The sequence below is a fragment of the Streptomyces hygroscopicus subsp. hygroscopicus genome, assembly GCF_030269125.1.
Classification (GTDB): Bacteria; Actinomycetota; Actinomycetes; order Streptomycetales; family Streptomycetaceae; genus Streptomyces; species Streptomyces hygroscopicus_C.
Map to the genome: position 1 here is coordinate 21,214 of NZ_BSSM01000002.1, position 26,335 is coordinate 47,548.

Below are 26,335 nucleotides of genomic sequence, written 5' to 3' on the forward strand. Positions count from 1 at the left end.
GACGTGTCTTCAGGGTGCGCCGCGCGCGGGACGGCCCGCCCGACCGGTGAGCCGAACGGGTGACGGCGCGCGGACGGGCGACCCCGCAGCGCACGACGCCGGAGACGGCGAGGGCCCGCGCCCCCTGCGGGGTGCGGGCCCGGTCGAGCCGTACGGCCGCGAAAGGCGCGGCAGCGGGTTTCGGCCGCGCGGCAGCGCTCAGGCGCCGATCGCGTGGAGACCGCCGTCCACGTGGATGATCTCGCCGGTGGTCTTCGGGAACCAGTCGCTGAGCAGGGCGACGATGCCCTTGCCGGCCGGCTCCGGGTCCTTCAGGTCCCACTCCAGCGGGGAGCGGCTGTCCCACACGGAGGCCAGTTCGCTGAAGCCCGGGATGGACTTGGCGGCCATGGAGCCGATCGGGCCCGCGGAGATGAGGTTGCAGCGGATGTTCTGCTTGCCCAGGTCACGCGCCATGTAGCGGTTGGTCGCCTCCAGGGCGGCCTTGGCCGGGCCCATCCAGTCGTACTGCGGCCAGGCGAACTGGGCGTCGAAGGTGAGGCCGACGACCGAGCCGCCGTTCTGCATCAGCGGCAGGCAGGCCATGGTGAGCGACTTCAGGGAGAACGCCGAGACGTGCATGGCGGTGGCCACGGACTCGAACGGCGTGTTGAGGAAGTTGCCGCCGAGCGCGTCCTGCGGGGCGAAGCCGATGGAGTGCACGACGCCGTCGAGGCCGCCCAGCTCCTCGCCGACCACGTCGGCGAGCCGCCCGAGGTGCTCCTCGTTGGTCACGTCCAGCTCGATGACCTTGGTGGGCTTCGGCAGCTTCTTGGCGATGCGCTCGGTCAGCGTGGGCCGCGGGAAGGCGGTCAGGATGATCTCGGCGCCCTGTTCCTGGGCCTGCTTGGCGGCGTGGAAGGCGATGGAGGACTCCATCAGCACACCGGTGATCAGGACGCGCTTGCCCTCGAGAATTCCGCTCATGGTGATCAGTGACCCATTCCCAGTCCGCCGTCAACGGGGATGACGGCTCCAGTGATGTACGAGGCGTCGTCCGACGCGAGGAACCGGACCGCCGCGGCGATCTCCTCCGGCTGCGCGTAACGGCCGAGCGGCACCTGCGAGACGATGCCCTGGCGCTGCTCGTCGCTGAGCACCTTGGTCATGTCGGTGTCCACGAAACCGGGCGCGACGACGTTGAAGGTGATGTTGCGCGAACCCAGCTCACGGGCGAGGGAGCGCGCGAAGCCGACCAGGGCGGCCTTGGAGGCGGCGTAGTTCGCCTGCCCCGCCGAGCCGAGCAGGCCGACCACGGAGGAGATCAGGACGACGCGGCCCTTCTTGGCGCGCAGCATGCCGCGGTTGGCGCGCTTGACGACGCGGAAGGTACCGGTGAGGTTGGTGTCGATGACCGAGGTGAAGTCCTCCTCGGACATGCGCATCAGGAGCTGGTCCTTGGTGATGCCGGCGTTGGCGACGAGCACCTCGACGGGACCGTGCTGGTCCTCGATCTCCTTGTAGGCCTGCTCCACCTGCTCGGGGTCGGTGATGTCGCACTTGACGGCCAGGAAGCCGGCCGGCGGCTCACCCGAGCGGTACGTGATCGCGACCTTGTCGCCGGCGTCGGCGAAAACGCGGGCGATGGCGAGGCCGATGCCCCGGTTGCCTCCGGTGACGAGAACCGAGCGGCTCAACGGATCACCCTTTCGATAGCGGTCTGCTAGAGGTCCGACAACCCGCCCGAACACCTGGATGACAGGCGGCTTCACCGAAAACCTATCGGTACGGCCCCGTCGGTGGGCATTCGGGCACCGACAGTGGCGCGGGACCGACGCTGTCGGGTCCCTACAGATCCGCGGGGTGCGGGTCCGAAAGGTGTGTGGTCCGCGAGGCCGCCCGCGGGCCATGATCGGAGCCGACAGGCCACGACAGCAGGGAGACCTCCGTGCCCCATTCCATCGACGAAGCCTTCACGGCGCTTCCGCTCAGGTCCCTCGCCGACGCGGCGCTCGCCCGCGCGCGCTCGCTCGGGGCCGAGCACGCCGACTTCCGGTTCGAGCGGGTGCGCAGCGCGGCCCTGCGGCTGCGGGACGCACGGCCCGCGGGGTCCTCGGACACCACCGACCTCGGGTACGCGGTGCGGGTCGTGCACGGCGGTGCGTGGGGCTTCGCCTCCGGGGTCGACCTGACCCTGGACGCGGCGGCCCGGGTCGCGTCGCAGGCGGTCGCCATGGCCAGACTGTCCGCGCAGGTCGTCAGGGCCGCCGGGGCCGATGCGGGGGCGCCTGCCACGCCTTACGGGCTGGGGGGGAGGGTCGAGCTGGCCGACGAGCCGGTGCACGCCGAGCGGACGTGGGTGTCGTCGTACGAGATCGACCCCTTCTCGGTGCCGGCCGAGGAGAAGTCGGCGCTGCTCGCGGACTGGAGCGCGCGCCTCATGGCGGCGGACGGGGTGAGCCATGTGGACGCCTCGCTGGTCACCGTGCACGAGAACAAGTTCTACGCCGACACGGCCGGGACCGTCACCACGCAGCAGCGGGTGCGGCTGCACCCCGAGCTGACCGCGGTCTCGGTGGACGAGGCCAGCGGGGAGTTCGACTCCATGCGGACGCTGGCGCCGCCGGCCGGGCGCGGCTGGGAGTACCTGACCGGCACCGGCTGGGACTGGGACGACGAGCTGGCGCGGATCCCGGAGCTGCTGGCCGAGAAGATGCGGGCGCCGAGCGTGGAGCCGGGCCTGTACGACCTGGTGGTCGACCCCTCCAACCTGTGGCTGACCATCCACGAGTCGATCGGGCACGCCACCGAGCTGGACCGGGCGCTCGGCTACGAGGCCGCCTACGCCGGCACCTCCTTCGCCACCTTCGACCAGCTGGGCAAACTGAAGTACGGCTCCGAGCTGATGAACGTCACCGGCGACCGCACCGCCGAGCACGGCCTGGCGACCGTCGGGTACGACGACGAGGGCGTCGAGGCGCAGTCCTGGGACCTGGTGAAGGACGGCACGCTGGTCGGCTACCAGCTGGACCGCAGGATCGCCCGGCTGACCGGCTTCGAGCGGTCCAACGGGTGCGCGTACGCCGACTCCCCCGCCCATGTGCCGGTGCAGCGCATGGCCAACGTGTCGCTGCTGCCGGACCCGGCGGGGCTGTCCACCGAGGATCTGATCGGGGGCGTCGAGCGGGGCATCTACGTGGTCGGCGACCGCTCGTGGTCGATCGACATGCAGCGCTACAACTTCCAGTTCACCGGGCAGCGCTTCTTCCGGATCGAGAACGGGCGGCTCGCCGGGCAGCTCAAGGACGTCGCCTACCAGGCCACGACGACCGACTTCTGGGGATCGATGGCGGCGGTCGGCGGCCCGGGGACGTACGTCCTGGGCGGCGCCTTCAACTGCGGCAAGGCCCAGCCGGGCCAGGTGGCCGCCGTGTCCCACGGGTGCCCCTCCGCCCTCTTCCGGGGCGTGAACATTCTGAACACCACGCAGGAGGCCGGTCGATGAGCACTGGTAGCAGCAAGCCGCACGAGATCGTCGAGCGGGCACTCGCGCTGTCCCGGGCGGACGGGTGCGTCGTCATCGCCGACGAGCGCTCCACCGCGAACCTGCGCTGGGCGGGCAACGCGCTCACCACGAACGGCGTGACCCGGGGCCGCGGCCTCACGGTGATCGCGACCGTGGACGGGCGGCAGGGCACCGCCACCGGAGTCGTCTCGCGGTCGGCGGTGACCTCGGACGAGCTGGAGCCGCTGGTGCGGGCCGCGGAGGCCGCCGCGCGCGGGGCCGGGCCCGCCGAGGACGCGCAGCCGCTGGTCACGGACGTGCCGGCGGCGCCCGACTTCACCGACGCGCCCGCCGAGACCTCCTCCGCCGTGTTCGCCGACTTCGCCCCGGCGCTCGGCGAGGCCTTCGCCCGCGCCCGGACCGGCGGCCGGGAACTGTACGGCTTCGCGAACCACGAGATGGTGTCGACCTACCTGGGTACCTCGACCGGGCTGCGGCTGCGGCACGACCAGCCCACCGGCACCCTGGAGCTGAACGCCAAGTCGCCCGACCGCACCCGCTCGGCCTGGGCCGGACGCTCCACCCGGGACTTCAAGGACGTGGACCCGGCCGCCATGGACGCCGAGCTGGCCGTGCGGCTGGGCTGGGCGCAGCGGCGCGTGGAGCTGCCCGCGGGCCGCTACGAGACGCTGCTGCCGCCCACCGCGGTGGCGGACCTGCTGGTCTACCAGCTGTGGTCGGCCTCGGGGCGGGACGCGGCGGAGGGCCGTACGGTCTTCTCCAGGCCCGGCGGCGGCACCCGGATCGGCGAGCGGCTCTCCGAGCTGCCGCTGAACCTGCGCAGCGACCCGAACGAGCCCGGTCTGGAGTGCGCGCCCTTCGTGATCGCCCACTCCTCGGGCGGCGACCGGTCGGTGTTCGACAACGGGCTGCCGGCCCCGGCCACCGACTGGATCCACCAGGGCGTGCTCCGGAACCTGACCACGACCCGGCACAGCGCCGCCCTGACCGGGCTGCCGGTCACCCCCGCCGCGGACAACCTGATCCTGGACGGCGGCAACCGCTCCCTGGACGAGATGGTCGCGGACACCGAGCACGGGCTGCTGCTGACCTGCCTGTGGTACATCCGCGAGGTCGACCCGGCGACGCTGCTGCTCACCGGCCTGACCCGGGACGGCGTCTACCTCGTGGAGAACGGCGAGGTCACCGGGCAGGTGAACAACTTCCGGTTCAACGAGTCGCCGGTGGACCTGCTGCGCCGGGCGATCGAGGCGGGCCGCACGGAGAAGACGCTGCCGCGCGAGTGGGGCGACTGGTTCACCAGGGCCGCGATGCCGCCGCTGCGGGTCCCCGATTTCAACATGAGTTCTGTCAGCCAGGGCGTATAACCTCGTAGTCGGCTGTCACCCGACCGCCCGAGGACCACCAAGGAGACACGAGAACCGTGACGGACATCGTCGACGAACTGAAGTGGCGCGGGCTCATCGCCCTCTCCACGGACGAGGACGCATTGCGCAAGGCGTTCGCGGACGGTCCCGTCACGTTCTATTGCGGCTTCGACCCGACCGCGCCCAGCCTGCACCTCGGCAACCTCGTGCAGATCCTGACGATGCGCCGCATCCAGCAGGCGGGCCACCGGCCGCTGGGCCTGGTCGGGGGCGCGACCGGTCTGATCGGCGACCCGAAGCCCACCGCCGAGCGCACGCTGAACGCGCCGGAGACCGTCGCCGAGTGGGTCGAGCGGCTGCGCGGCCAGATCGCGCCGCTGCTGGACTTCGAGGGCCCGAACGCCGCGGTGATGGTCAACAACCTGGACTGGACCCAGGGCCTGTCGGCCATCGAGTTCCTGCGGGACATCGGCAAGCACTTCCGGGTCAACAAGATGATCGCCAAGGAGGCCGTCTCCCGGCGGCTCAACTCCGACGCGGGCATCAGCTACACCGAGTTCAGCTACCAGATCCTTCAGGGCATGGACTTCCTGGAGCTGTACCGGCGGTACGGCTGCACGCTGCAGACCGGTGGCAGCGACCAGTGGGGCAACCTCACCTCCGGCACCGACCTGATCCACCGGGTCGAGCCGGACGCCGTGGTGCACGCGCTGGGCACCCCGCTGATCACCAAGGCGGACGGCACGAAGTTCGGCAAGACCGAGTCCGGCACGGTGTGGCTCGACCCCGAGATGACCACGCCGTACGCGTTCTACCAGTTCTGGATCAACGCGGACGACCGGGACGTGGCCAAGTTCCTGCGCATCTTCAGCTTCAAGTCCCGTGAGGAGATCGAGGAGCTGGAGCGGCTGACCGAGGAGCGGCCGCAGGCGCGGGCGGCTCAGCGGGCGCTGGCCGAGGAGCTGACGACGCTGGTGCACGGGGCCGGGCAGACGGCCGCGGTGGTCGCCGCGTCGAAGGCGCTGTTCGGGCAGGGCGAGCTCGCGGAGCTGGACGGCCGCACGCTGGCGGCGGCGCTGTCCGAGGTGCCGCACATCCAGGTCGCCGAGCTGGGGTCCGTGGTGGATCTGTTCGCGGAGGTCGGGCTGGTGGCGAGCAAGTCCGCCGCGCGCAGGACCGTGAAGGAGGGGGGCGCCTACGTGAACAACGTCAAGGTGGCCTCCGAGGACGCGGTGGCCTCGGCCGGGGACCTGCTGGACGGGCGGTGGCTGGTGCTGCGGCGCGGCAAGCGGAACCTGGCGGCGGTGGAGGTTGTCGCGGGATGACTCCGCCGGGGCGCGGCGGCTCGACACGGCCCCGCGCCCCCTCGGGGCGCTCCGGTCGGGAGCGGCTCAGACCCTCTGGCGCTTCCTCTTGCCCAGCGTCGCCATGTAGAGGGCGTCCACCACGGCGACGATGATGATCGCGGCCACCAGCTGGAAGATGTGGCGGCTCCAGTCGATTCCCCGGGTCTCTGCGACGTTCAGGGCGCGGGCGATCGCGTTGCCCGCGACGGCGCCGAGGATGCCGCAGATGGTGGTCAGCCAGAGGGGGCTGTGCTGCTTGCCCGGGATGACCGCTTTGGCGATCACGCCCAGTACGAATCCCACGATGATCGCCCACAACCAGCCCATGGCTGCCTCCTCGTCCGGATCGACGTGAGCTCTACGCCAGTGTCGGCCGGTGCGCCACGGGACGCATGTCGTGTTCCGCCGTACGGCCGGGCATCGCCGCAGGCAGCGGGCGACCCGGTCTCGTCGGGCGCGCGGCCGCGGCGTACCGTAAGAGGTGTCCCGGCACCGCTTCCGCGCCGGGGGGTGGACGTGGGTGCGAGCCGGGAAGGTCCGATACGGCGGATGGTGAAGGCGATGCGGAAACAGCACGGCGCCGGCGGCCAGGTGTTCCGGATCACCGGGGCCAGGACCGGTCTCGCCGAGGACGTGCGCGGGCGGCAGCGGCGGTACGTCATCTCGATGGGGATCCGCACGGTGGCGGTGATCCTCGCGGCCACGTTGTGGAACGTCGAACGGCCCTTCGCCATCGTGGCGTTGGTGGCCGGTGCGATCCTGCCCTATATCGCGGTGGTGGTCGCGAACGCGGGCCGTGAGCGACCGCCCTCCCTGCCCTCGACGTTCGTCACCGCTCCCATGCGCCCGATGATCGGAACGACACGCGGCGAGGACGAACAGCCATCGCGCGATCAGGGCTGATGCGGAGAAAGCGGACACCGGTCCGGCCTCATCCTCAAGAAAAGCTCAAAATCAATCGCGCAGTTCCGGTGCCGGGCAACGGGTCGGCCGTGACATACTGCGTAAGCGCTCCGCATCCCCCGTCGGAGCGACGGACCGACGCCGGGCAGCTCCCCCCGTGGCTGCTCGGCGTCGCCTCGTTCTGCACCCGATCTGGTGAGACGAACCTGTGAGTGACGAAACCCCCATCTGCTCCGCCAAGGGCTGCCGCACCGCCGCCGTGTGGGTGCTGGCCTGGAACAACCCGAAGCTTCACACCCCGGAGCGGCGCAAGACCTGGCTCGCCTGCGAGGAGCACCGCGAGCACCTGTCCACGTTCCTGGGTGTACGGGGTTTCCTGAAGGACGTCGTCCCTCTCGACGAGTGGGAGCACGGCGGGAGTTGAGGTCCGCCGGGGCGGCCGCGGGCCGGCCGCCGGTCAGCCGCCGATCGCCGACATCGGGCGGTCCGGCTGGACGAAGGACGGGTCGTCCAGACCCGCGCCCGCCTTCTTGCCCCACATCGCCTGGCGCCAGAGGCGGGCGATCTCCTCGTCGGGCGCGCCGGAGCGCAGGGCACCGCGCAGGTCGGTCTCCTCGGTGGCGAACAGGCACGTGCGGATCTGGCCGTCGGCGGTGAGCCGGGTGCGGTCGCAGGCCGCGCAGAAGGGGCGGGTGACCGAGGCGATCACGCCGACCCGGTGCGGGCCGCCGTCCACCAGCCAGCGCTCCGCCGGTGCCGAACCGCGCTCCTCGGCGCCCTCCGGGGTGAGGTCGAAGCGGGTGCGCAGCGAGGCGAGGATGTCGCCTGCGGTGACCATGCCCTCGCGCTTCCAGCCGTGCTGGGCGTCCAGGGGCATCTGCTCGATGAACCGCAGTTCATAGTCGTGTGCGACGGCCCAGGCCAGCAGATCGGGGGCCTCGTCCTCGTTGAGGCCCGGCATCAGGACGCTGTTGACCTTGACGGGGGTGAGGCCCGCGGCGCGGGCGGCCCGGAGTCCTTCGAGGACGTCCTTGTGGCGGTCGCGGCGGGTGAGGGCCTTGAAGACCTCGGGGCGCAGGGTGTCCAGGGAGACGTTGACCCGGTCCAGGCCCGCGTCCTTGAGGGCGGCGGCGGTGCGGCCGAGGCCGATCCCGTTGGTGGTCAGGGACATCCGCGGGCGCGGGCCGAGGGCCGCGACCCGCTCGACGATGCCGACCAGGCCGGGCCGCAGCAGGGGCTCACCGCCGGTGAAGCGGACCTCCTCGATGCCGAGCAGGCGCACCGCGATGTCGACGAGGCGGACGATCTCGTCGTCGGTGAGCAGCTCCGGTTTGGCCAGCCACTGCAGGCCCTCCTCGGGCATGCAGTAGGTGCAGCGCAGATTGCACCGGTCGGTCAGCGAGACCCTCAGGTCGGTGGCCACGCGGCCGTACGTGTCGATGAGCACGTGGGCCCCCTCCCTCGTCGAGCATCGGCGTCGTTTCCGTTTCATCTGCGAGCCTACGTGACGTCACCGACATCGACACCGGCCCCGATCGGACGAGGTGCCCGGCGGCCGCGTCGGGGGACCGTACGGCCCCGGGGACCCGCACGGTTCCGCCGACGCGGCCGGTCGTACGGGTGTCAGTGCGCGCCCGTCCCGGTCAGGGAGCGCACTTCCAGTTCCGCGTACTTGCCGGCGTCCGGCACCTCCTTCGACAGCAGGGTGCCCACGGCGCCGAGCAGGAATCCGACGGGGATGGAGATGATCCCGGGGTTCTCCAGCGGGAACCAGTGGAAGTCGACGTCCGGGAACATCGAGGTCCGGCCGCCGGAGACGACCGGGGAGAACAGCACCAGGCCGACCGCGGTGACCAGGCCGCCGTAGATCGACCACAGGGCGCCGGCCGTGGTGAACCGCTTCCAGAAGAGGCTGTAGAGGATCGTCGGCAGGTTCGCGGAGGCGGCGACGGCGAAGGCGAGCGCCACCAGGCCGGCCACGTTGAGGTCGCGGGCCAGGGCGCCGAGGAGGATGGAGACCGCGCCGATCCCGACGGTGGCCCAACGGGCCGCGCCCAGCTCCTGCCTCTCGGTGGCCCGCCCCTTCTTGATGACGTTCGCGTAGATGTCGTGCGCGAAGGAGGAGGACGAGGCGAGGGTGAGGCCGGCGACGACGGCGAGGATGGTGGCGAAGGCGACGGCGGAGATGGTGGCGAGCAGGACGGCGCCCCAGCCGGAGTCCACCCCGCCGAGGTGCAGGGCGAGGAGCGGGGCTGCGGTGTTGCCCGCCTTGTTGGAGGCGATGATCTCGTCCGGTTTGATCAGCGCGGCGGCGCCGAAGCCGAGGGCCAGGGTCATCAGGTAGAAGACGCCGATCAGGCCGATGGCCCAGATCACCGACTTACGGGCGGCCTTCGCGGTGGGCACCGTGTAGAAGCGGATCAGGATGTGCGGCAGGCCCGCGGTGCCGAGGACCAGGGCGAGACCGAGGGAGAGGAAGTCCAGCTTGGTGGTGCCGGTGGCGCCGTACTTCAGGCCGGGCTCCAGGAACGACGCTCCCTTGCCGCTGTTGTCGGCGGCCCTGCCGAGCAGGTCCGAGACGTTGAAGTGGAACTTCACGAGGACCAGGAAGGTCAGCAGCAGGGCGCCGATCATCAGCAGCACGGCCTTGACCATCTGCACCCAGGTGGTGCCCTTCATGCCGCCGATGGTGACGTACACGATCATCAGGACGCCGACCAGGGCGACGATGCCGATCTTGCCCATGTCGCTGGTGATGCCGAGGAGCAGGGAGACCAGGACGCCCGCGCCGGCCATCTGGGCGAGCAGGTAGAAGATCGACACCACGATGGTGGAGGCACCCGCGGCCGTGCGGACCGGGCGCTGGCGCATCCGGTAGGCGAGCACGTCGCCCATCGTGTAGCGGCCGGAGTTGCGCAGCGGTTCGGCGACCAGGAGCAGCGCGACGAGCCAGGCGACCAGGAAGCCGATGGAGTAGAGGAAGCCGTCGTAGCCGAAGAGGGCGATGGCGCCGGCGATGCCGAGGAAGGACGCGGCGGACATGTAGTCGCCGGAGACGGCGAGGCCGTTCTGGAAGCCGGTGAACTGGCGCCCGCCCGCGTAGAAGTCGGCGGCGTCCTTGGTCTGGCGGCCAGCCCAGACGGTGATGAGGAGCGTGGCGGCGACGAAGACGGCGAACAGGGTGACGATCAGCGTCCGGTGCTCGCTCGCCTCGCCCGCGGCCAGCAGGGTGTGGTGGGTCACGGTGCTCATTCCGCGCCCTCCATGCGGGACTTGATGGCCTTCGCCCTCGGGTCGAGCTTGGCCGCGGCGTGCCGGGCGTACCACCAGGCGATGAGGAAGGTGGTGAGGAACTGGGCGAGCCCGAGGACCAGGGCGACGTTGACGTTGCCCACGACCCTGGTGCCCATGAATCCGTCGGCGTAGTTGGAGAGCAGGACGTACAGCAGGTACCAGGCGATGAACGCGAGGGTCAGCGGGAAGGCGAACGAGCGGTGTGCGCGGCGCAGTTCACCGAATTCCGCGCTCTGCTGCACCTCGGTGAACTCCTCGGTGGTGGGAAGGGGTACCCCCGGTGTCGCGGGGGGCGGTGTCTCGGTGGCCACGGGTTCTCCTCGCGGGTGCTGTCGGACAGGGCGGCCGGGGGCTCGATGGTGCTAGTGCTCCCTGCCCAGGTCCACGGCGCCACGCGAAGGCCGGTTCAAGTCCTATGAGTTCTTTCGCAAGTGGTCTGATCGAGTCATTGCCAAGTCATTGCCGATCACCGAGGGGACGGGTTACGTTCCGGCTGCACCACTCACCATGCGCCTGCCCGAGCACCGACCCGTGTCTCGGGCGGCTTCGTGTCGGGATGAAGTGGAGAACCCATGCCTCATCTGCGCCCCAGACGCCGGCCGGCGTTCGCCGTGCCGGCCGTGCTGTCGCTCACCGCCTCGCTCGCCTTCCTGCCGGCCGCGGCCTCGGCCGCGCCCGCGACGACGGCAGACGCCGCGGTCGGGACAGCGACGTCCGGGACACCGGCCGCGCACGCCTCGGCGGCGGACGGCCCGAACCTGTCGTACGTGGTCAACACCCGCACGGACCACCGCACGCTCGACTCGGTGCGGCAGGAGATCACGCGCAACGGCGGCACCCTGGTGGCCGGTTACGACCAGATCGGCGTCCTGGTCGCGCACTCGGCGAACCCGGACTTCGCCCGGCTGATGCGCGCGGTGCCCGGGATCGCCTCGGCCGGTGCCACCCGGCACACCCCGCTGGCCTCCGCGTCCACGACGGACATGGGCGCCCCGCAGGTGCTCGGCGGCGCGCAGGCGGCCGCGGCCGGCGCGGCGGCCACCGGGGACCAGGACCCGCTGGAGCCGCTCCAGTGGGACCTGCCCGCCATCAAGGCGGACAAGGCGCACGAGAAGACGCTCGGCAGCCGTGAGGTCACGGTCGGGGTCATCGACAGCGGTGTGGACGACACCCACCCGGACATCGCGCCCAACTTCGACCGCGCCGCCTCCGTCAGCTGCGTGTCGGGCAGGGCGGACACCACCGACGGCGCGTGGCGGCCCAGCGCCTCGGAGAGCCCGCACGGCACCCATGTGGCGGGCGAGATCGCGGCCGCGAAGAACGGCGTGGGCATGACGGGCGTGGCGCCGGGCGTCAGGGTGGCCGGCATCAAGGTGGCCGATCCGAACGGGTACTTCTACACCGAGGCGGTGGTCTGCGGCTTCGTCTGGGCGGCCGAGCACCACGTCGACGTGACGAACAACAGCTACTTCACCGACCCCTGGTACTTCAACTGCACCACCGACCCGGACCAGAAGGCACTCGTGGACGCCGTCGACCGGGCCTCGCGGTACGCGGAACGGCGGGGCACGGTGAACATCGCGTCGGCGGGCAACGAGAGGTACGACCTGGCCGCCGACTCGATCACCGACCCGGACTCGCCGAACGACGGCACCGCGTCGTCCCGGGTGATCGACCCGCGCCGCTGCTTCGACATCCCGGCCCAGTCGCCGGGGGTCGTGACGGTCGCGGCGACCGGCGCGAAGGGGCTGAAGGCGTCGTACTCCAACTACGGCCTGGGCATCATCGACATCGCCGCGCCCGGCGGTGACTCCACGGTCTACCAGACGCCCGCGCCGCCGGCGACCAGCGGCCTCATCCTCGGCCCGCTGCCCGGCGGCAGGTGGGGCTACATGGCCGGCACGTCCATGGCGGCCCCGCATGTGGCCGGTGTGGCCGCATTGATCAAGTCAACCCATCCGCACGCGTCCGCCGCCCTGGTCAAGGCCCTCCTGTACGCGGAGGCCGACGCCACGCCGTGCACGGACCCGTACGACATCAACGGCGACGGCAAGGTCGACGCGGTGTGCGAGGGACCGGCGAACCGCAATGGTTTCTACGGCCGCGGCATGGCCGACGCGCTGGCGGCGGTGACCGGATAAGACCCCTGTAGGGGCGGGTGGTCGCGGGAATCCGGCCACCCGCCCGTACGGCATGAACCACCCCTGCGCGCCTACCGGGGCGCGGGGGCCCGGTACGTCGCCGAGCGGGCGCTCGCCGCCGGCCGACAGCCGGGACCGTCCGACGTACGCAAAGAGGTGAACCTTTACCGGCCGACGTCGGGTCCATACAAAGGTTGATTGAATCAATAATGCATAGTGCAGTCATGACGGATATCGCGTACGCATGGTCTGCGCTGGGCGGCGACCCCGCCCTGATCTCCCGGGTGACGACGGTCGAGCGCCCCGGAACCCTCCCGTCCCGCCTTCCGGTACGACGGCTCGCGCGCGCGTGTGCCGGAGCGTGCGCCCTGGCCGCCGCCGAGCTGGCGGCCCACCGGACCGGTCGCGGCGAGGCGCCGGAGGTCCGGGTCGACGACGGCGCCGTGGCGGCCGCGTTCCACAGCGAACGGCTGCTGCGGATGGACGGGCGGGCGACGGTCTCCTTCGCACCGCTGTCGCGGTTCTGGCGCACGGCCGACGGCTGGGTGCGCACCCACGCCAACTACCCGCACCACCGGGCCCGGTTGCTCGCCGCGCTGGGCCTGCCGGACGGCGCGACACCCGAGGACGTGGCCGCCCTGCTCGCGGACCGCACCGCCGTCGGGACCGAGGAGGCGGTCTACGGCGCCGGCGGCCTCGCGGTGGCCCTGCGCACGCCCGAGGAGTGGCGGGCCACCGAACAGGCCGCCGAGGTGGCCACGCGGCCCCTCGTGGAGCGCGTACGGCTCGACGCCGCTCCCGTGCGCGCGCTCCCGCCGCTCGACCCGGCCGCCGCCCCGCTGCTGCCCGCCGCGGGAGTCCGCGTCCTGGACCTGACCCGGGTCCTGGCGGGCCCGGTCGCCACCCGCACCCTCGGCCTGCTGGGCGCGGACGTGCTGCGCCTGGACGCGCCCTGGCTGCCCGAACTCCCCGACCAGCACGCCGACACGGGCTTCGGCAAGCGCTCCGCGACCCTGGACCTGGCGGCCGACCGGGACACCTTCGAGGAGCTGCTGTCCGGGGCGGACGTCGTGGTCACCGGCTACCGCCCCGGCGCGCTCGACCGCTTCGGCCTCTCTCCCGAGGCGCTCGCGGAACGGCACCCCGGACTGGTGGTGGCACAGGTGTCGGCATGGGGCGCGTACGGGCCCTGGGGCGAACGGCGCGGCTTCGACAGCCTGGTGCAGGTCGCCACCGGCATCGCGGTGGCCGAGGGCTCGTCCGAAGAGCCCGGCGCGCTGCCGGCGCAGGCCCTGGACCACGGCACCGGCTACCTGCTGGCGGCGGCGGTCCTGCGGGCGCTGACCGAGCGGTCGTACGACGGCGGCGGCCGCGCCGTCCGGCTGGCGCTGGCGCGCACGGCGCACTGGCTGACGGACGGGATGCCGTGCGACGCCCCGCAGCCGGACGACACGCCGGGCGCCCCTCACGTCGCCCCGGACGCCTGGCTCGCCGAGGCCGACGGTCCGCTCGGCCGGCTGCGGCACGCCCTCTCCCCGGTGAACCTCGCGGGCGGGCCCACCGATTGGAGCCGGCCCCCGGCGCCCTGGGGTTCGGACCGGCCCGTCTGGCCGTGAGAGGGGGTCACACCCCGACCGCTCCCAGCAGGCTGCCCGCCGCGTACGTCACGGCCATCGCCAGCGCCCCGCCCCCCACGTTGCGCACCACCGCCCGCCCGGGGGCGGCGGCGCCGAGGCGGGCGCTGGTCCAGCCGGTGAGCACCAGCGCGGCCAGCACGGAGACCACGGTCACCGGCAGCCGCCAGGCGCCCGGGGGCAGCACGATGGCCAGCAGTGGCAGCAGGGCGCCCACGGTGAAGGCCAGGAAGCTCGCCCAGGCCGCGTGCCACGGGTTGGTCAGCTCGTCGGGGTTGATGCCCAGTTCCACACTGGCGTGCGCCCGCAGCGCGTCCCGCTCGGTGAGCTGCTCGGCGGCCTCCCGGGCCACCTCCTCGGACAGCCCGCGCGTCTGGAGCATCTGGGTCAGCTCGCGCAGCTCGGCCTCGGGCTGCTCGCGCAGTTCCCGTTTCTCCACGGCCAGCGCGGCCAGCTCGGAGTCGCGCTGGGTGGACACGGAGACGTACTCCCCGGCCGCCATGGACATCGACCCGGCGAGCAGCCCGGCCAGACCCGCGGTCAGCAGGGCGGAGCGGCTCCCGGTCGCCCCGGCCACGCCGACGACGAGGCCCGCGGTGGAGACGATGCCGTCGTTCGCGCCCAGCACGGCGGCGCGCAGCCAGTTCAGCCGCGAGCCGAGCGCGCCGCCGTGGTTCTCGTCATGGTTCGGTTCCGTCACAGCAGGGAGGATCGCACCTCCGGGCGGCCCCGCGCCGCTCCGACGCTCCACCGAGTGACAACAGGCCCAGGGAAAGGGGACGTTCGGCACGGACGGGGGGTCCCCACCGGTACCCGGGCGGGGCAACCCGAGGGCCCCCGGGGAGCCCTGCGGGACGAGGATGTCGGTCACGGCCCGTATCCTCAGTGACCATGCTCGAAGACCGTGCGACCGCAGTGTCCTCCCCCACCCAGTGGCCGGCCGCGTATCCCCAGGGATACGCGGTCGTTGACGTGGAGACCACCGGCCTGGCCCGGCACGACCGGATCATCTCCGCGGCCGTCTACCGGCTGGACGCGCGCGGCGAGGTCGAGGACCACTGGTACACCCTGGTCAATCCGGAGCGCGATCCGGGACCCGTGTGGATACACGGCCTGACGAGCGAGGTGCTTAAGGGCGCGCCGCTGTTCGCGGACATCGCCGAGGAGTTCGCGGCCCGCCTGGAGGGCCGGGTGCTGGTCGCGCACAACGCGGTCTTCGACTGGCAGATGATCGCGCGGGAGTACGCGCGCGCCGAGCGCCGGGCGCCGGTGCGCCAGCGGCTGTGCACGATCGCGCTGTCGAAGGAGCTGGGCCTGCCACTGCCCAACCACAAGCTGGAGTCGCTGGCCGCGCACTTCGGCGTGGTGCAGCAGCGGGCGCACCACGCGCTGGACGACGCGCGCGTACTCGCGGAGGCGTTCCGGCCCAGCCTGCGGGCCGCGGCGGCGGGCGGCGTACGGCTGCCGCTGCTGGAGTGCCGCGCCCTGACGGAGTGGTCGGACGGCCCGGTGCCCCGGCAGTCCTCCGGCGACGGCGGTGGCTACGGCGGCTACCGTCCGGGCAGTTGGCGCCCCTCCCGCAAAAGGCCCGCATGCCCCTATCCCAACCCAGGTCGCTACGAAGACGGCAAACCACTCAAACAGGGCATGCGGGTGGCGTTCTCCGGTGACACCTCCGTCGAGCGGGAGCTGCTGGAGGACCGGGCGACCGAGTGCGGGCTGCACGTGGCGTCCAGCATCTCCCGGCTGACCAGCCTGCTGGTGACCAACGACCCCGACTCGGGCACCTCCAAGACGGTCAAGGCGCGCCAGTTCGGCACGCCGGTCGTGGACGAGGCCGCGTTCGGGCAGCTGCTGCGGGACGTCGCGCCCGCCGACGAGTGAGGCCCGGGACTCCGGACGAGTGAGTCCGGGCCCGCCGGGGCGCGACGCCGGCCTCACGGACGGGTGGTCGTACGAAAGGGTGATTGACGCACGACTCACCCGGCGCCCGCTCGCCCACGCGCCCGGGACGGCCCACCCTGTGGCCCATGGCGAGATGCGAAGTGTGCGGAAACGACTACGGAATGACCTTCGAGGTCCATGCCCAGGGCGCGGTCCATGTCTTCGACTGCTTCTCCTGTGCGATCCATCGCATGGCCCCGATCTGCGAGCACTGCCGGGTGCAGATCATCGGACAGGGCGTGGAGGTGGAGGGTCACTGGTACTGCGGCGCGCACTGCGCCCGCGCGGAGGGCCGTACGGGAGTCGTCGACCGGGTGTGACGGCGGCCGTACGGCACCGGGTGTGACCCGGTACCCGCCTGAATGCACCCCGCGGCCCGGATGTACCGTCGTGGGGTGCATCGCTACCGCTTCCTGTTGTCCCGCCAGTGGGTCATCCTCACCATCGTCGCGATCGCGTTGATCCCCACGATGATCAGGCTGGGTTTCTGGCAGCAGCACCGCTACGAGGAGCGCACCGCGCGGAACGACCTGGTCGCCGCCGCGCTGCACGCCGAACCGGTCCCCGTCGAGCGGCTGTCCTCCCCCGGACACGCCGTCACCCGGACCGAGAGGTACCGCACCGTCACCGCGACCGGCACCTTCGACACCGCGAAGACGGAGGTGGTCCGGCGCCGGACCAACGCCGACGGGAACGTCGGCTACCACGTCCTCACGCCGTTCGTCCTCGAGGACGGCAAGGTCCTGATGGTCAACCGCGGGTGGGTCGCCGCGGACGAGTCCCAGACCGCCTTCCCGAAGATCCCCGCCCCGCCGGCCGGCCGGACCACCATCAGCGGGCGCCTGATGGCCGACGAGACGACCGCGGCGAGCGGCATCAAGAACATCAAGGGCCTGCCCGACCGGCAGATCATGCTGATCGACAGCGCCGAGGAGGCGCACCGGCTCGGCGCGCAGGTGCTCGGCGGCTACGTGGAGCAGACGGCGCCCACGCCCAAGGGCGGTTCCCCGGAGCAGATCTCCGACCCCGGCACCGAGGACGCCCCGCTGAACTACGCCTACATGATCCAGTGGTGGCTGTTCGCGGCGGCCGTCCCGGTCGGCTGGTGGTTCCTGGTGCGACGGGAGATCCGCGACCAGGAGGAGGCCGCGGCGGCGCCGCAGGCGGGGGAGAGCGAACCGGCCGCGGTCTGAGACCGCCGAGCGGGGTCGTCACGGGCCGGGCGTGTCCGGCGCGCTCGCGCGCTGACGTCACTCCCCCGGCGCACCACCTGATTGGCCCCCAGGATCGCAGGGAAACCCGCATCCCGTGAACGCTCGTATCGAGGACTACGCCCTCATCGGCGACGAACAGACCGCCGCACTGGTCGGCAGGGACGGCTCGATCGACTGGCTGTGCCTGCCCCGCTTCGACTCCGGCGCCTGCTTCGCCCGGCTGCTGGGCGAGGACGAGCACGGCCACTGGCGGATCGCCCCGAAGGCGGCCGAAGGGGACGGGAGTGCGTGCACCCGCCGCGCCTACCGGCCCGACACCCTCGTCCTGGACACCGAGTGGGACACGCCGGACGGCACGGTCCGCGTCACCGACCTGATGCCGCAGCGCGAGCACGCCCCCGACGTCGTCCGCGTCGTGGAGGGCGTCAGCGGCCGGGTCACCGTCCGCAGCACGCTGCGGCTGCGCTTCGACTACGGCTCGATCGTGCCGTGGACGCGCCGCTCCGACGGCCACCGGGTGGCGGTCGCGGGCCCCGACTCGGCATGGCTGCGCTCCGAACCGCCCGTGCACACCTGGGGCGAGGACTACGGCACCCATTCCGAGTTCACCGTCGGCGAGGGCGAGCGGGTCGCGTTCGTGCTCACCTGGCACCCCTCCCATGAACGACGGCCCGCACTCGTCGACCCGTACCAGGCGCTGGAGAGCAGCGTCAGGGACTGGCGGCGCTGGGCCCGGCGGTGCCGTTACGACGGCCCCCACCGGGACGCGGTCGTCCGCTCCCTGATCACCCTCAAGGCGCTCACCTACGCGCCGACCGGCGGGATCGTCGCCGCGGCCACCACCTCACTGCCGGAACGACTCGGCGGGGTGCGCAACTGGGACTACCGGTACTGCTGGCTGCGGGACTCCACCCTCACCCTCGGCGCGCTCCTCACCGCGGGCTACCAGGACGAGGCCGAGGCCTGGCGCAACTGGCTCCTGCGCGCGGTCGCCGGGGACCCTGCCGCCCTGCAGATCGTGTACGGCGTCGCGGGTGAGCGGCGGCTGCCGGAGAGGGAGCTGCCCTGGCTGCCCGGCTACGCCGGCTCCTCCCCGGTGCGGACCGGCAACGGCGCCCGGGACCAGCTCCAGCTCGACGTGTACGGCGAGGTGATGGACTCGCTGTCGCTGGCGCGCGGCGCGGGCCTGCCCACCCGTCCGCACATGTGGGCCATCCAGCGTGCGCTGATGGGCTTCCTTGAGTCGGCCTGGCGGGAACCGGACCAGGGCCTGTGGGAGGTGCGCGGCGGCCCGCGCCACTTCGTGCACTCCAAGATGATGGTGTGGGTGGCCGCCGACCGGGCGGTGCGGACCCTCGAAAGCCACCAGGAGCTGGACGGCGACCTGGAGGGCTGGCGGCGGCTGCGCGAGGAGGTGCACCGGGAGGTGTGCGAGAAGGGCTACGACCCGGAGCGCAACACCTTCACCCAGTCCTACGGCTCCCGCGAGCTGGACGCCGCTCTGCTGCTCATCCCCCGCGTCGGTTTCCTGCCGCCGGACGACCCCCGGGTGATCGGCACGGTCGACGCCGTCCGCGCCGACCTCGGCCACCGCGGCTTTCTGCGCCGCTACGACTCCGCGGAGGACGACGAGGCGGTGGTCGACGGGCTGCCGGGCGGCGAGGGCGCCTTCCTCGCCTGCTCGTTCTGGCTGGCCGACGCGCTGCATCTGACCGGGCGCCCGCAGGAGGCGCGGGAGCTGTTCGAGCGGCTGGTGCGGGTGGCCAACGACGTGGGACTGCTGGCCGAGGAGTACGACCCCGTCGCGGGCCGTCAGCTCGGCAACTTCCCGCAGGCCTTCAGCCATCTCGGCCTGGTGAACTCCGCCCTCACACTGTTCGGGGCCGAGGAGGCAGGATAGGGGCATGGATCTTGGACTGAAGGACCGGGTGTACATCGTCACGGGGGCCACCCGCGGTCTGGGCAACGCCGCCGCGCGGCAGCTCGTCGCGGACGGGGCGAAGGTGGTGATCACCGGCCGCGACAAGCAGCGGGCCGAGGACGCCGCCGCCGAACTGGGCCCCGACGCGGTGGGCGTGGCCATGGACAACGCCGACGCCGAGGCGCCCGAGCGGCTGATCGCGGCCGCCCGTGAGCACTTCGGCGGCTTCGACGGGGTGCTGGTGAGCGTGGGTGGCCCGCCGCCCGGGTTCGTCGCCGACAACACCGACGAGCAGTGGCGCGGCGCGTTCGAGTCGGTCTTCCTCGGCGCGGTGCGGCTCGCCCGCGCGGCGGCGGCCGAGCTGGACGAGGGAGGCGTCATCGGCTTCGTGCTGTCCGGCTCGGTGCACGAGCCGATCCCGGCCCTGACCATCTCCAACGGGCTGCGCCCCGGTCTCGCCGGCTTCGCCAAGTCCCTCGCGGACGAGCTGGGGCCGCGTGGAATCCGCGTCCTCGGCCTGCTCCCGGCCCGCATCGACACGGACCGCGTCCGCGAACTGGACGCCCTGTCCGCGGACCCCGAGGCCACCCGCGCCGCCAACGAGTCCCGCATCCCGCTGCGCCGCTACGGCACCCCGGAGGAGTTCGGCAAGGTGGCGGCCTTCCTGCTGTCACCGGCGGCTTCCTATCTGACGGGGATCATGGTGCCGGTGGACGGGGGCATGCGGCACGGATTCTGACGGTCCGCCGGGTACTTCTCCGTGCCGTCGGGCCGGTGCCGTCAGGTGACCCTCTCCGCCCGGTGTCCGACCGCGCGCATGCGGACCTCCGCCGGGAGGGAGGGCAGGCCCGCCGACTCACGGGCGTGGGCCAGCGGTCCGCTGGTGAACTCGGCCAGGGCGGCCGACGGGTCGGCCTCGGGCTCCAGCCGGAGCCAGACCCGTGCCCCGGGTCTCGTACGGCGGCCCCGCAGCAGGGCCGCCGCGTGGGCCACCGCGGAGACGGCGGTCGCCTCCTCGGCCAGGACGCTCTCCAGTGCCCTGGCCCGCAGTACGGCCGAGGCGCCGTCGCCGGTGTCGACCCGGATCTCGGCGAGCCGGTGCCGGCGCAGGATCGCCGTCAGCCACCACAGGGCCAGCAGGACGAGCAGGGTCAGCGCGGCGATGACCGCGGGCCACCACCATGCCGCGGCGCGGTAGTGGGTGCGCTCGGCGCGGCTGAGCAGGACGTCGTGCGGGCCGCCGTGGATCCACCAGGAGGGCGGCCGGACGCCGAGGCCGACGGCCAGCACCGCACCGCCGACGGCGAGCAGCAGCAGGCCGGTCAGGGCCAGCAGCACGCGATTGACTCCACCGGAACGCATCGCCGTCCGTCATCCCTTCCGCTCGGCCCGGGTCACCCGCAGGGCGAGCCGGGGCGGCCTGGTCAGACCGAGGCCGCGGATCGCCTCGGTGAGGGTGGTGTCCAGGTCCGCGCGTACGTCGGCCAGTTCACGGAAGTGCGAGACGGCGCGGACCCCGGCCCTTCCGCGGCGCATCCGCACCCGTACGGACCGTACGCCGGACACGTCCAGGGCCCGGTCGCGCAGCACCTGGGCCGCCGCGTCCCGCCTGAGCGCAGCGCGGACGTCCGGGTGCGGGCGGCGCATCGGCAGCAGGGCGCGCAGTCCCGGTGTGAGCGCGAGGGCGAGCAGCCACAGCCCCAGGGCCGCCACGAGGGCCGCGCCGGCCAGCACCCAGGTGTCGTCCAGGTGCCGTTCGGCCAGTTGCCGGGCCAGGACGCGGCGCCAGCGCATCCCGGGCTGGTGGGCGCGCACGGCGGCCACGTCGTAGAGCAGCAGGCCCGCCCCGGCCGCCAGCAGCACGGCGACGACGCCCGCGGGGATGCGGCGCGGCGACCAGAAGCGGCCGCTGCCCCCGGCGTCCACCGGGGCGTCGGCGGTCCTGTCGAGGGTGGTGGCGTCCGTCTCGCTCATCGGGTCCTCCCGCCTGCGGCCGTCGGCGGGTGCAGCCGCTCGACCCGGACGGCGACCTCGGACACCTTCAGGTTCACCAACGCGCCCACCCGCTCGGTCACTCGACGACGCACGGCGGCACAACGGGCGCCGATGTCGCAGGGGTAGCCGAGTTCGAGGTGGACGCGGACCCGGGCGGTGCCCTGGTGCACGACCACCGTGGCGTGCGGCGGCCCGGCGTCGGCGGGCGGTGGGCCGAGCGCCTCCCGGGCGGCCTGCGCGGCGACCTTGGCCACGACCCGGTCGGCGATCCGGATGGCGCCCCGCTCCCCCGGCGGCACCCGGGCGGGCGGGTGCCGCACCGCCCCGGTCTCGGTGGTCACGGCGGTCACCGCCGCCGTTCACGGCGCTCTTCGCGGGAGCGGAAGAAGTCACCGACGTCCAGGTCGCCCTCGGCGAACCGGCCGACCACGAACCCGACGGCCCCCAAAGCCGCCACCAGCAGGAACGCGCCGAACCCGCCGAAGTACCCGGCGAAACCCAGCGCCATTCCGGCGATCATGCCGACCAGGGCCATGCTCATGCAGCGCTCCTCAGCTCGTCAGGCGTACGGGGTGTGGGGTCGCGGAGCGCGCCGGGTCACTGGATCCGGGGCTCCGGCTGCTCTTCCTCCTCCTCGGGCAGATGGACGTCGCCGACCGCGATGTTGACCTCGACGACCTCCAGGCCGGTCATGCGTTCCACGGCGGCGATCACGTTCTCCCGGACCGCGCCGGCGACGTCGTTGATGGAGACGCCGTAGTCCACCACGATCTCCAGGTCCAGCGCGGTCTGCACCTCGCCGACCTCCGCCTTCACCCCGCGGGTCACCGATTTGGAGCCACCGGGCACCCGCTCGCGCATCGCGCCGAGGGTGCGGGAGAAACCACCGCCCATCGCGTGCACGCCGGGCACGTCCCGGGCCGCCATCCCGGCGATCTTCTCGACCACGCCGTCCGCGATCGTGGTCCGGCCGCGGGTCGACGGATCGCCGCCGCCGCGCCGGACGGCCTTACGGGTCGACAGTTGCGGCTCGCCGCCGCCTTCGGGGGTCGTCGTCATGTCGGTCATCGCCGTACGTCCCTTTCGGTCGTCGTCCTGCGACCACCGTAAGCAAGGTTGCGCGACCGCGCGCCGGGAATGCGGCAGGCTGGAGGAATGACGGCGGACGGATGGACCCAGGTCGTACGGCATCACGTGGGGCTCGGCAGGCTGCTGCCGCTGGGCGGGCCGGGTGACGGCGCGTGGATCACGGAGGCGGCGGCCGGGGCGGTGCTGCGCCGCGCGGCGGGCGGGGTGCCCGGAGTGCGGCTCGGCGCGCTGCGGATCGCCCTCGCCGATCCGGCGGAAGCGGCCGAGCCCGCCGTACCGGCCCCGCCGAGCGCGCTGCCGCCGGGGGCCCTGCGGCTGACGGCGGACTTCGCGGCGACTCCCGCCGAGCCCCTGCCGGCGGCCGCGGCGCGGCTCCGGCTCGCGCTCGCCACGGCGGCGGACGAGCGCCTCGGCCTCGCGGTGACGGCGGTGGACCTGCGCGTGACCGATCTGCTGGAGGCGACCGGGACGGTGGCGGAGGTACGGCCCCCGCAGCCGCCGCCCGCCCGTGAGGTGACGGCCCCGGCCGGGGCCCGTGCCGCCGAGGCCGCCCTGTCCGTGCCGGGCGTCGCCCACCTGACCGGCCTGCACATCGAGACCCGCGCGGGCGGCACGGCCACGCTGACCCACCGCCATGTGCGCGTGGAACTGGCCGCCACCGCGGCCCACCGGACCGCCGACGTGGCCCGGCGGGTCCGCGCGGCGGTCCGGGACGCGATGGCGGACGGGCCGACGGTGGCGGTGCTGGTGACGGCGGTCGACGAGCAGGCCGCCGCCGGCCCGCCCTGACTACTCGCCGAGCCCGGCGAGGTCCCGCAGACGCCGGGCCTGAGCGGCACGCTCGGCCGCGCGCTGCTCGTCGTACGTGCGGTCCACCGCACCCCTGAGCAGCGCCTTGGTCTCGACGACCGCGTCCCGCGGCGCCGCCACCAGCGCCGCGGCGAGGTCCCGCACCGCGCCGTCGAGTTCCTCGCCCGGCACCGCCAGGCTCGCGAGCCCCGACGCCACCGACTCCTGCGCGCCGACGAACCGCCCGGTCACGCAGATCTCCAGCGCGCGGGCGTACCCGACCAGACCGACCAGCGGGTGCGTGCCGGTCAGGTCGGGGACGAGGCCGAGGCTGGTCTCGCGCATGGCGAACTGCACGTCGTCCGCGACGACCCGCAGGTCGCAGGCGAGCGCCAGCTGGAACCCGGCACCGATGGCATGTCCTTGAACGGCGGCGACGGACACGAGGTCATTGCGCCGCCACCAGGTGAATGCCTCCTGGTACTCGGCGATGGTCGCGTCGATCCCGGCGTCGTCACGGCGTGCGAGATCGATGAAGGTCGGCTCGCCCGGGATCCCCTCCGGGGTGAACATCTGCCGGTCCAGCCCCGCGGAGAAGGACTTGCCCTCGCCGCGCAGCACCACGACGCGGACGGAGCCCGGCAGCAGCCGGCCGGCCTCGGCGAGCGCCCGCCACAGAGCGGGGCTCTGTACGTTGCGCTTGGCCGGGTTCGTCAGCGTCACCGTGGCGAGCGCGTCGTCGACGGTGAGCCGTACGCCGTCCTTGTCGAGTACAGGAGCGAGGTCCTGGTCGGGCGTGGCCATGGGTGCCTCCGATGGGTGCGGTCAGCGAAGCTGAGCTAAGTGACTGCACAGTAACCACCCGGCCGGTCGGTTCGCCGACCGGGTGGCCACCATCGAAGCCGAGGGGCCGCCCGGAGTCAGGACGAAGCGGCCTTCTTGCCCCGGGTCGCCCCGCCGCGCCCACGCAGCGTGACGCCCGACTCGCTGAGCATCCGGTGTACGAAGCCATACGAGCGGCCGGTCTCTTCGGCCAGTGCTCGGATGCTCGCACCGGAGTCGTACTTCTTCTTCAGGTCTGCCGCGAGCTTGTCGCGCGCGGCGCCGGTCACCCGGCTGCCCTTCTTCAGAGTCTCGGCCACCCGTGCCTCCTCATGGGAAGTGCGCTCTGGTCCCCTCATGATCACCCCTCCGGGGCGTGATGGCCACCCATTCGGCAAGGTCGATGGGACATCGTTGTGACGACAGGAGCGGATACTCACAAGCGGAATGCCGAATTTCACGGTCGGCTGTCGACGGGGCCGAACGGGTGGACCCGAGAAGTACCAGGTCAGGGACGCGCCACGGCCGATCCCTTACTGGACAAGGGATCGGCCGGGAAATCGGTGTACGACACACCCTGATATGAGGAGATCTCACACAGATGATGGATCACGGCTCGGCCGAATGATCCATACGCAGTGGATCAGACTTTCGATCACGCCAGGGCGACGAGATCCGCGTAGTCGGAGCCCCACAGGTCCTCGACGCCGTCGGGCAGCAGGATGATCCGCTCGGGCTGGAGCGCCTCCACGGCGCCCTCGTCGTGGGTGACGAGGACGACCGCGCCCTTGTAGGTGCGCAGGGCCCCGAGGATCTCCTCGCGGCTGGCCGGGTCGAGGTTGTTGGTCGGCTCGTCCAGCAGCAGCACGTTCGCGGAGGAGACCACGAGGGTGGCGAGCGCGAGGCGGGTCTTCTCGCCGCCGGACAGGACGCCCGCGGGCTTGTCGACGTCGTCGCCGGAGAACAGGAACGAGCCGAGCACCTTGCGGACCTCGACGAGGTCCATGTCGGGGGCGGCCGAGCGCATGTTCTCCAGCACCGTGCGCCCGGGGTCGAGGGTCTCGTGCTCCTGGGCGTAGTAGCCGAGCTTGAGTCCGTGACCGGGGACGACCTGGCCGGTGTCGGGCTGCTCGACGCCGCCGAGCAGGCGCAGCAGGGTCGTCTTGCCCGCGCCGTTGAGTCCGAGGATGACGACCCGGGAGCCCTTGTCGATGGCGAGATCGACGTCGGTGAAGATCTCCAGCGACCCGTACGACTTCGACAGGCCCTCGGCCATCAGCGGGGTCCTGCCGCAGGGTGCGGGCTCGGGGAAGCGCAGCTTCGCGACCTTGTCGGACTGGCGGACCGCCTCGAGGCCGGAGAGCAGCTTGTCGGCGCGGCGGGCCATGTTCTGCGCGGCGACGGTCTTGGTGGCCTTGGCGCGCATCTTGTCGGCCTGCGCGTTCAGGGCGGCGGCCTTCTTCTCGGCGTTGGCCCGCTCGCGCTTGCGGCGCTTCTCGTCGGCCTCGCGCTGCTGCTGGTAGAGCTTCCAGCCCATGTTGTAGACGTCGATCACGGAGCGGTTGGCGTCCAGGTAGAACACCTTGTTGACGACCGTCTCGACCAGGTCGACGTCGTGGGAGATCACGATGAAGCCGCCGCGGTAGGTCTTCAGGTAGTCCCGCAGCCAGATGATCGAGTCGGCGTCGAGGTGGTTGGTCGGCTCGTCGAGCAGCAGGGTGTCCGCGTCCGAGAACAGGATCCGGGCCAGCTCGATACGGCGGCGCTGACCGCCGGAGAGGGTGTGCAGGGGCTGGCCGAGCACCCGGTCGGGCAGGTTCAGCGCGGCGGCGATGGTGGCGGCCTCGGCCTCGGCGGCGTACCCGCCCTTGGTGAGGAACTCCGTCTCCTGGCGCTCGTACTGCTTCATCGCCTTGTCACGCGTGGCGCCCTTGCCGCCCGCGATCCGCTCCTCGTTCTCGCGCATCTTGCGCAGCAGCACGTCCAGGCCGCGCGCGGACAGGATGCGGTCGCGGGCGAGGACGTCCAGGTCGCCGGTCCGGGGGTCCTGCGGGAGGTAGCCGACCTCGCCGGAGCGGGTGATGGTGCCGGCCGCGGGGATGCCCTCGCCGGCCAGGCACTTGGTGAGGGTGGTCTTGCCGGCGCCGTTGCGGCCGACGAGGCCGATGCGGTCACCCTTGGCCACGCGGAAGGTGGCGCTTTCGATGAGGATGCGGGCGCCGGCGCGCAGCTCGATTCCGGTGGCGGAGATCACGGACAGACTCCTGGGGCGTACAGAGGTTGGCGGGTGGGCGGCTGAGGACGTTCCCGCCGTCTAATGCGCGAGGAGAATGGCCATGGGAGAAGTCTAACGGGGCCGTGCAAGCGGTTT

28 protein-coding genes are annotated in these 26,335 nt (G+C 72.5%); 13 read left to right on the top strand and 15 right to left on the bottom strand.

Annotation, left to right across the window (positions count from 1 at the left end; genetic code table 11):
* Positions 1 to 198: 198 nt before the first annotated feature.
* Both fabI and fabG read right to left on the bottom strand, forming a co-directional pair.
* Positions 199 to 966 (bottom strand): enoyl-ACP reductase FabI, encoded by a 768-nt coding sequence (fabI, locus tag QSK45_RS04540; RefSeq protein WP_285553461.1) that lies wholly within the window; start codon positions 964 to 966, stop codon positions 199 to 201.
* Positions 967 to 971: 5 nt separating this feature from the next.
* Positions 972 to 1,676 (bottom strand): 3-oxoacyl-[acyl-carrier-protein] reductase, encoded by a 705-nt coding sequence (gene fabG / locus QSK45_RS04545; RefSeq protein ID WP_285553462.1) that lies wholly within the window; start codon positions 1,674 to 1,676, stop codon positions 972 to 974.
* Between the two features lie 251 nt (positions 1,677 to 1,927).
* On the opposite strand from fabG, the gene QSK45_RS04550 reads away from it, so the two are divergent.
* Genes QSK45_RS04550 through tyrS form a run of 3 tightly spaced genes read left to right on the top strand, consistent with a single transcriptional unit; the run spans position 1,928 to position 6,197 of the window.
* Entirely contained in the window at positions 1,928 to 3,484 is a 1,557-nt protein-coding gene (locus QSK45_RS04550) for a TldD/PmbA family protein (protein ID WP_285553464.1), read from the top strand.
* Positions 3,481 to 4,872, top strand: a complete 1,392-nt coding sequence (locus QSK45_RS04555) for a TldD/PmbA family protein (protein ID WP_285553466.1) — start codon at positions 3,481 to 3,483, stop codon at positions 4,870 to 4,872. The genes QSK45_RS04550 and QSK45_RS04555 overlap by 4 nt, the downstream gene beginning before the upstream one ends.
* A gap of 56 nt (positions 4,873 to 4,928) precedes the next feature.
* Positions 4,929 to 6,197 (top strand): tyrosine--tRNA ligase, encoded by a 1,269-nt coding sequence (gene tyrS / locus QSK45_RS04560; RefSeq protein ID WP_285553467.1) that lies wholly within the window; start codon positions 4,929 to 4,931, stop codon positions 6,195 to 6,197.
* 66 nt (positions 6,198 to 6,263) lie between these two features.
* Here tyrS and QSK45_RS04565 read toward each other — a convergent pair whose 3' ends face one another.
* Positions 6,264 to 6,545 carry a GlsB/YeaQ/YmgE family stress response membrane protein gene (locus QSK45_RS04565; RefSeq protein ID WP_285553469.1) on the bottom strand — a complete coding sequence of 94 codons (282 nt, stop codon included), beginning with the start codon at positions 6,543 to 6,545 and terminating at the stop codon, positions 6,264 to 6,266.
* A 234-nt stretch (positions 6,546 to 6,779) separates the two neighbouring features.
* On the opposite strand from QSK45_RS04565, the gene QSK45_RS04570 reads away from it, so the two are divergent.
* Both QSK45_RS04570 and QSK45_RS04575 read left to right on the top strand, forming a co-directional pair.
* On the top strand, positions 6,780 to 7,121 hold the full coding sequence (locus tag QSK45_RS04570) for a DUF3099 domain-containing protein (protein ID WP_285553470.1): 342 nt from the start codon (positions 6,780 to 6,782) through the stop codon (positions 7,119 to 7,121).
* A 208-nt stretch (positions 7,122 to 7,329) separates the two neighbouring features.
* Positions 7,330 to 7,545 (top strand): hypothetical protein, encoded by a 216-nt coding sequence (locus QSK45_RS04575; RefSeq protein ID WP_285553471.1) that lies wholly within the window; start codon positions 7,330 to 7,332, stop codon positions 7,543 to 7,545.
* A gap of 33 nt (positions 7,546 to 7,578) precedes the next feature.
* On the opposite strand, the gene moaA is transcribed toward QSK45_RS04575, so the two are convergent.
* The 3 genes from moaA to QSK45_RS04590 all read right to left on the bottom strand — a co-directional run bounded on the left by moaA (position 7,579) and on the right by QSK45_RS04590 (position 10,726).
* Positions 7,579 to 8,568, bottom strand: a complete 990-nt coding sequence (moaA, locus tag QSK45_RS04580; RefSeq protein WP_285553473.1) for a GTP 3',8-cyclase MoaA — start codon at positions 8,566 to 8,568, stop codon at positions 7,579 to 7,581.
* A gap of 176 nt (positions 8,569 to 8,744) precedes the next feature.
* Positions 8,745 to 10,373, bottom strand: a complete 1,629-nt coding sequence (locus tag QSK45_RS04585) for a monocarboxylic acid transporter (RefSeq protein ID WP_285553474.1) — start codon at positions 10,371 to 10,373, stop codon at positions 8,745 to 8,747.
* On the bottom strand, positions 10,370 to 10,726 hold the full coding sequence (locus QSK45_RS04590; RefSeq protein WP_285553475.1) for a DUF485 domain-containing protein: 357 nt from the start codon (positions 10,724 to 10,726) through the stop codon (positions 10,370 to 10,372). The genes QSK45_RS04585 and QSK45_RS04590 overlap by 4 nt, the downstream gene beginning before the upstream one ends.
* 261 nt (positions 10,727 to 10,987) lie before the next feature.
* Here QSK45_RS04590 and QSK45_RS04595 point away from each other — a divergent pair, with 261 nt between their 5' ends.
* Together QSK45_RS04595 and QSK45_RS04600 are read left to right on the top strand one after the other, a co-directional pair.
* Positions 10,988 to 12,556, top strand: coding sequence for a S8 family peptidase (locus tag QSK45_RS04595; protein ID WP_285553479.1), 1,569 nt, complete (start codon positions 10,988 to 10,990; stop codon positions 12,554 to 12,556).
* A 224-nt stretch (positions 12,557 to 12,780) separates the two neighbouring features.
* On the top strand, positions 12,781 to 14,172 hold the full coding sequence (locus QSK45_RS04600) for a CoA transferase (protein WP_285553481.1): 1,392 nt from the start codon (positions 12,781 to 12,783) through the stop codon (positions 14,170 to 14,172).
* A 7-nt stretch (positions 14,173 to 14,179) separates the two neighbouring features.
* Here the strand turns inward: QSK45_RS04600 and QSK45_RS04605 are convergent, their stop codons facing one another.
* Complete coding sequence (locus QSK45_RS04605; RefSeq protein ID WP_285553482.1) at positions 14,180 to 14,890, bottom strand: VIT1/CCC1 transporter family protein; 711 nt, start codon at positions 14,888 to 14,890, stop codon at positions 14,180 to 14,182.
* A 191-nt stretch (positions 14,891 to 15,081) separates the two neighbouring features.
* On the opposite strand from QSK45_RS04605, the gene QSK45_RS04610 reads away from it, so the two are divergent.
* The 5 genes from QSK45_RS04610 (at position 15,082) to QSK45_RS04630 (ending at position 20,008) form a co-directional block, all read left to right on the top strand.
* Positions 15,082 to 16,074 carry a DEDDh family exonuclease gene (locus QSK45_RS04610; protein WP_285553483.1) on the top strand — a complete coding sequence of 331 codons (993 nt, stop codon included), beginning with the start codon at positions 15,082 to 15,084 and terminating at the stop codon, positions 16,072 to 16,074.
* Between the two features lie 146 nt (positions 16,075 to 16,220).
* Positions 16,221 to 16,454 (top strand): hypothetical protein, encoded by a 234-nt coding sequence (locus QSK45_RS04615; RefSeq protein ID WP_020939201.1) that lies wholly within the window; start codon positions 16,221 to 16,223, stop codon positions 16,452 to 16,454.
* 60 nt (positions 16,455 to 16,514) lie between these two features.
* Complete coding sequence (locus tag QSK45_RS04620) at positions 16,515 to 17,327, top strand: SURF1 family cytochrome oxidase biogenesis protein (RefSeq protein ID WP_490993508.1); 813 nt, start codon at positions 16,515 to 16,517, stop codon at positions 17,325 to 17,327.
* A 115-nt stretch (positions 17,328 to 17,442) separates the two neighbouring features.
* Entirely contained in the window at positions 17,443 to 19,248 is a 1,806-nt protein-coding gene (locus tag QSK45_RS04625) for a glycoside hydrolase family 15 protein (protein WP_285553488.1), read from the top strand.
* A 4-nt stretch (positions 19,249 to 19,252) separates the two neighbouring features.
* On the top strand, positions 19,253 to 20,008 hold the full coding sequence (locus tag QSK45_RS04630; protein WP_285553489.1) for an SDR family oxidoreductase: 756 nt from the start codon (positions 19,253 to 19,255) through the stop codon (positions 20,006 to 20,008).
* A 41-nt stretch (positions 20,009 to 20,049) separates the two neighbouring features.
* Here the strand turns inward: QSK45_RS04630 and amaP are convergent, their stop codons facing one another.
* From amaP to QSK45_RS04655, 5 genes are read right to left on the bottom strand one after another with little or no spacing between them, the layout of a single operon-like run.
* Positions 20,050 to 20,631 carry an alkaline shock response membrane anchor protein AmaP gene (gene amaP, locus QSK45_RS04635; RefSeq protein WP_285553491.1) on the bottom strand — a complete coding sequence of 194 codons (582 nt, stop codon included), beginning with the start codon at positions 20,629 to 20,631 and terminating at the stop codon, positions 20,050 to 20,052.
* A 9-nt stretch (positions 20,632 to 20,640) separates the two neighbouring features.
* The gene (locus QSK45_RS04640; protein WP_285553493.1) at positions 20,641 to 21,243 is read right to left on the bottom strand and encodes a DUF6286 domain-containing protein; all 603 of its coding nucleotides are present in this window, start codon (positions 21,241 to 21,243) and stop codon (positions 20,641 to 20,643) included.
* On the bottom strand, positions 21,240 to 21,614 hold the full coding sequence (locus QSK45_RS04645) for an Asp23/Gls24 family envelope stress response protein (protein WP_285553494.1): 375 nt from the start codon (positions 21,612 to 21,614) through the stop codon (positions 21,240 to 21,242). The genes QSK45_RS04640 and QSK45_RS04645 overlap by 4 nt, the downstream gene beginning before the upstream one ends.
* Entirely contained in the window at positions 21,611 to 21,805 is a 195-nt protein-coding gene (locus QSK45_RS04650) for a hypothetical protein (RefSeq protein ID WP_285553495.1), read from the bottom strand. The genes QSK45_RS04645 and QSK45_RS04650 overlap by 4 nt, the downstream gene beginning before the upstream one ends.
* Before the next feature lie 56 nt (positions 21,806 to 21,861).
* Complete coding sequence (locus QSK45_RS04655; protein WP_285553496.1) at positions 21,862 to 22,332, bottom strand: Asp23/Gls24 family envelope stress response protein; 471 nt, start codon at positions 22,330 to 22,332, stop codon at positions 21,862 to 21,864.
* 87 nt (positions 22,333 to 22,419) lie between these two features.
* Between QSK45_RS04655 and QSK45_RS04660 the strand changes: the two genes are divergently transcribed.
* A complete protein-coding gene (locus tag QSK45_RS04660) occupies positions 22,420 to 23,142 on the top strand; it encodes a nucleopolyhedrovirus P10 family protein (protein ID WP_285553497.1) in 723 nt (240 codons plus the stop codon).
* Here the strand turns inward: QSK45_RS04660 and QSK45_RS04665 are convergent, their stop codons facing one another.
* The 3 genes from QSK45_RS04665 to QSK45_RS04675 form a co-directional block, all read right to left on the bottom strand.
* The gene (locus QSK45_RS04665; protein ID WP_285553498.1) at positions 23,143 to 23,946 is read right to left on the bottom strand and encodes an enoyl-CoA hydratase/isomerase family protein; all 804 of its coding nucleotides are present in this window, start codon (positions 23,944 to 23,946) and stop codon (positions 23,143 to 23,145) included.
* A gap of 116 nt (positions 23,947 to 24,062) precedes the next feature.
* Positions 24,063 to 24,284 (bottom strand): helix-turn-helix domain-containing protein, encoded by a 222-nt coding sequence (locus QSK45_RS04670; RefSeq protein ID WP_004002281.1) that lies wholly within the window; start codon positions 24,282 to 24,284, stop codon positions 24,063 to 24,065.
* 335 nt (positions 24,285 to 24,619) lie between these two features.
* The gene (locus QSK45_RS04675; protein WP_285553520.1) at positions 24,620 to 26,218 is read right to left on the bottom strand and encodes an ABC-F family ATP-binding cassette domain-containing protein; all 1,599 of its coding nucleotides are present in this window, start codon (positions 26,216 to 26,218) and stop codon (positions 24,620 to 24,622) included.
* Positions 26,219 to 26,335 lie beyond the last annotated feature (117 nt).

What these genes read in the sequence shown, in the direction of transcription:
- fabI (WP_285553461.1), bottom strand. Translation starts at nt 966, where the DNA reads ATGAGCGGAATTCTCGAGGGCAAGCGCGTCCTGATCACCGGTGTGCTG.
- QSK45_RS04555 (WP_285553466.1), top strand. Translation starts at nt 3,481, where the DNA reads ATGAGCACTGGTAGCAGCAAGCCGCACGAGATCGTCGAGCGGGCACTC.
- QSK45_RS04565 (WP_285553469.1), bottom strand. Translation starts at nt 6,545, where the DNA reads ATGGGCTGGTTGTGGGCGATCATCGTGGGATTCGTACTGGGCGTGATC.
- QSK45_RS04570 (WP_285553470.1), top strand. Translation starts at nt 6,780, where the DNA reads ATGCGGAAACAGCACGGCGCCGGCGGCCAGGTGTTCCGGATCACCGGG.
- QSK45_RS04585 (WP_285553474.1), bottom strand. Translation starts at nt 10,373, where the DNA reads ATGAGCACCGTGACCCACCACACCCTGCTGGCCGCGGGCGAGGCGAGC.
- QSK45_RS04595 (WP_285553479.1), top strand. Translation starts at nt 10,988, where the DNA reads ATGCCTCATCTGCGCCCCAGACGCCGGCCGGCGTTCGCCGTGCCGGCC.
- QSK45_RS04600 (WP_285553481.1), top strand. Translation starts at nt 12,781, where the DNA reads ATGACGGATATCGCGTACGCATGGTCTGCGCTGGGCGGCGACCCCGCC.
- QSK45_RS04610 (WP_285553483.1), top strand. Translation starts at nt 15,082, where the DNA reads ATGCTCGAAGACCGTGCGACCGCAGTGTCCTCCCCCACCCAGTGGCCG.
- QSK45_RS04615 (WP_020939201.1), top strand. Translation starts at nt 16,221, where the DNA reads ATGGCGAGATGCGAAGTGTGCGGAAACGACTACGGAATGACCTTCGAG.
- QSK45_RS04620 (WP_490993508.1), top strand. Translation starts at nt 16,515, where the DNA reads ATGTACCGTCGTGGGGTGCATCGCTACCGCTTCCTGTTGTCCCGCCAG.
- QSK45_RS04630 (WP_285553489.1), top strand. Translation starts at nt 19,253, where the DNA reads ATGGATCTTGGACTGAAGGACCGGGTGTACATCGTCACGGGGGCCACC.
- amaP (WP_285553491.1), bottom strand. Translation starts at nt 20,631, where the DNA reads ATGCGTTCCGGTGGAGTCAATCGCGTGCTGCTGGCCCTGACCGGCCTG.
- QSK45_RS04640 (WP_285553493.1), bottom strand. Translation starts at nt 21,243, where the DNA reads ATGAGCGAGACGGACGCCACCACCCTCGACAGGACCGCCGACGCCCCG.
- QSK45_RS04650 (WP_285553495.1), bottom strand. Translation starts at nt 21,805, where the DNA reads ATGAGCATGGCCCTGGTCGGCATGATCGCCGGAATGGCGCTGGGTTTC.
- QSK45_RS04655 (WP_285553496.1), bottom strand. Translation starts at nt 22,332, where the DNA reads ATGACCGACATGACGACGACCCCCGAAGGCGGCGGCGAGCCGCAACTG.
- QSK45_RS04660 (WP_285553497.1), top strand. Translation starts at nt 22,420, where the DNA reads ATGACGGCGGACGGATGGACCCAGGTCGTACGGCATCACGTGGGGCTC.
- QSK45_RS04665 (WP_285553498.1), bottom strand. Translation starts at nt 23,946, where the DNA reads ATGGCCACGCCCGACCAGGACCTCGCTCCTGTACTCGACAAGGACGGC.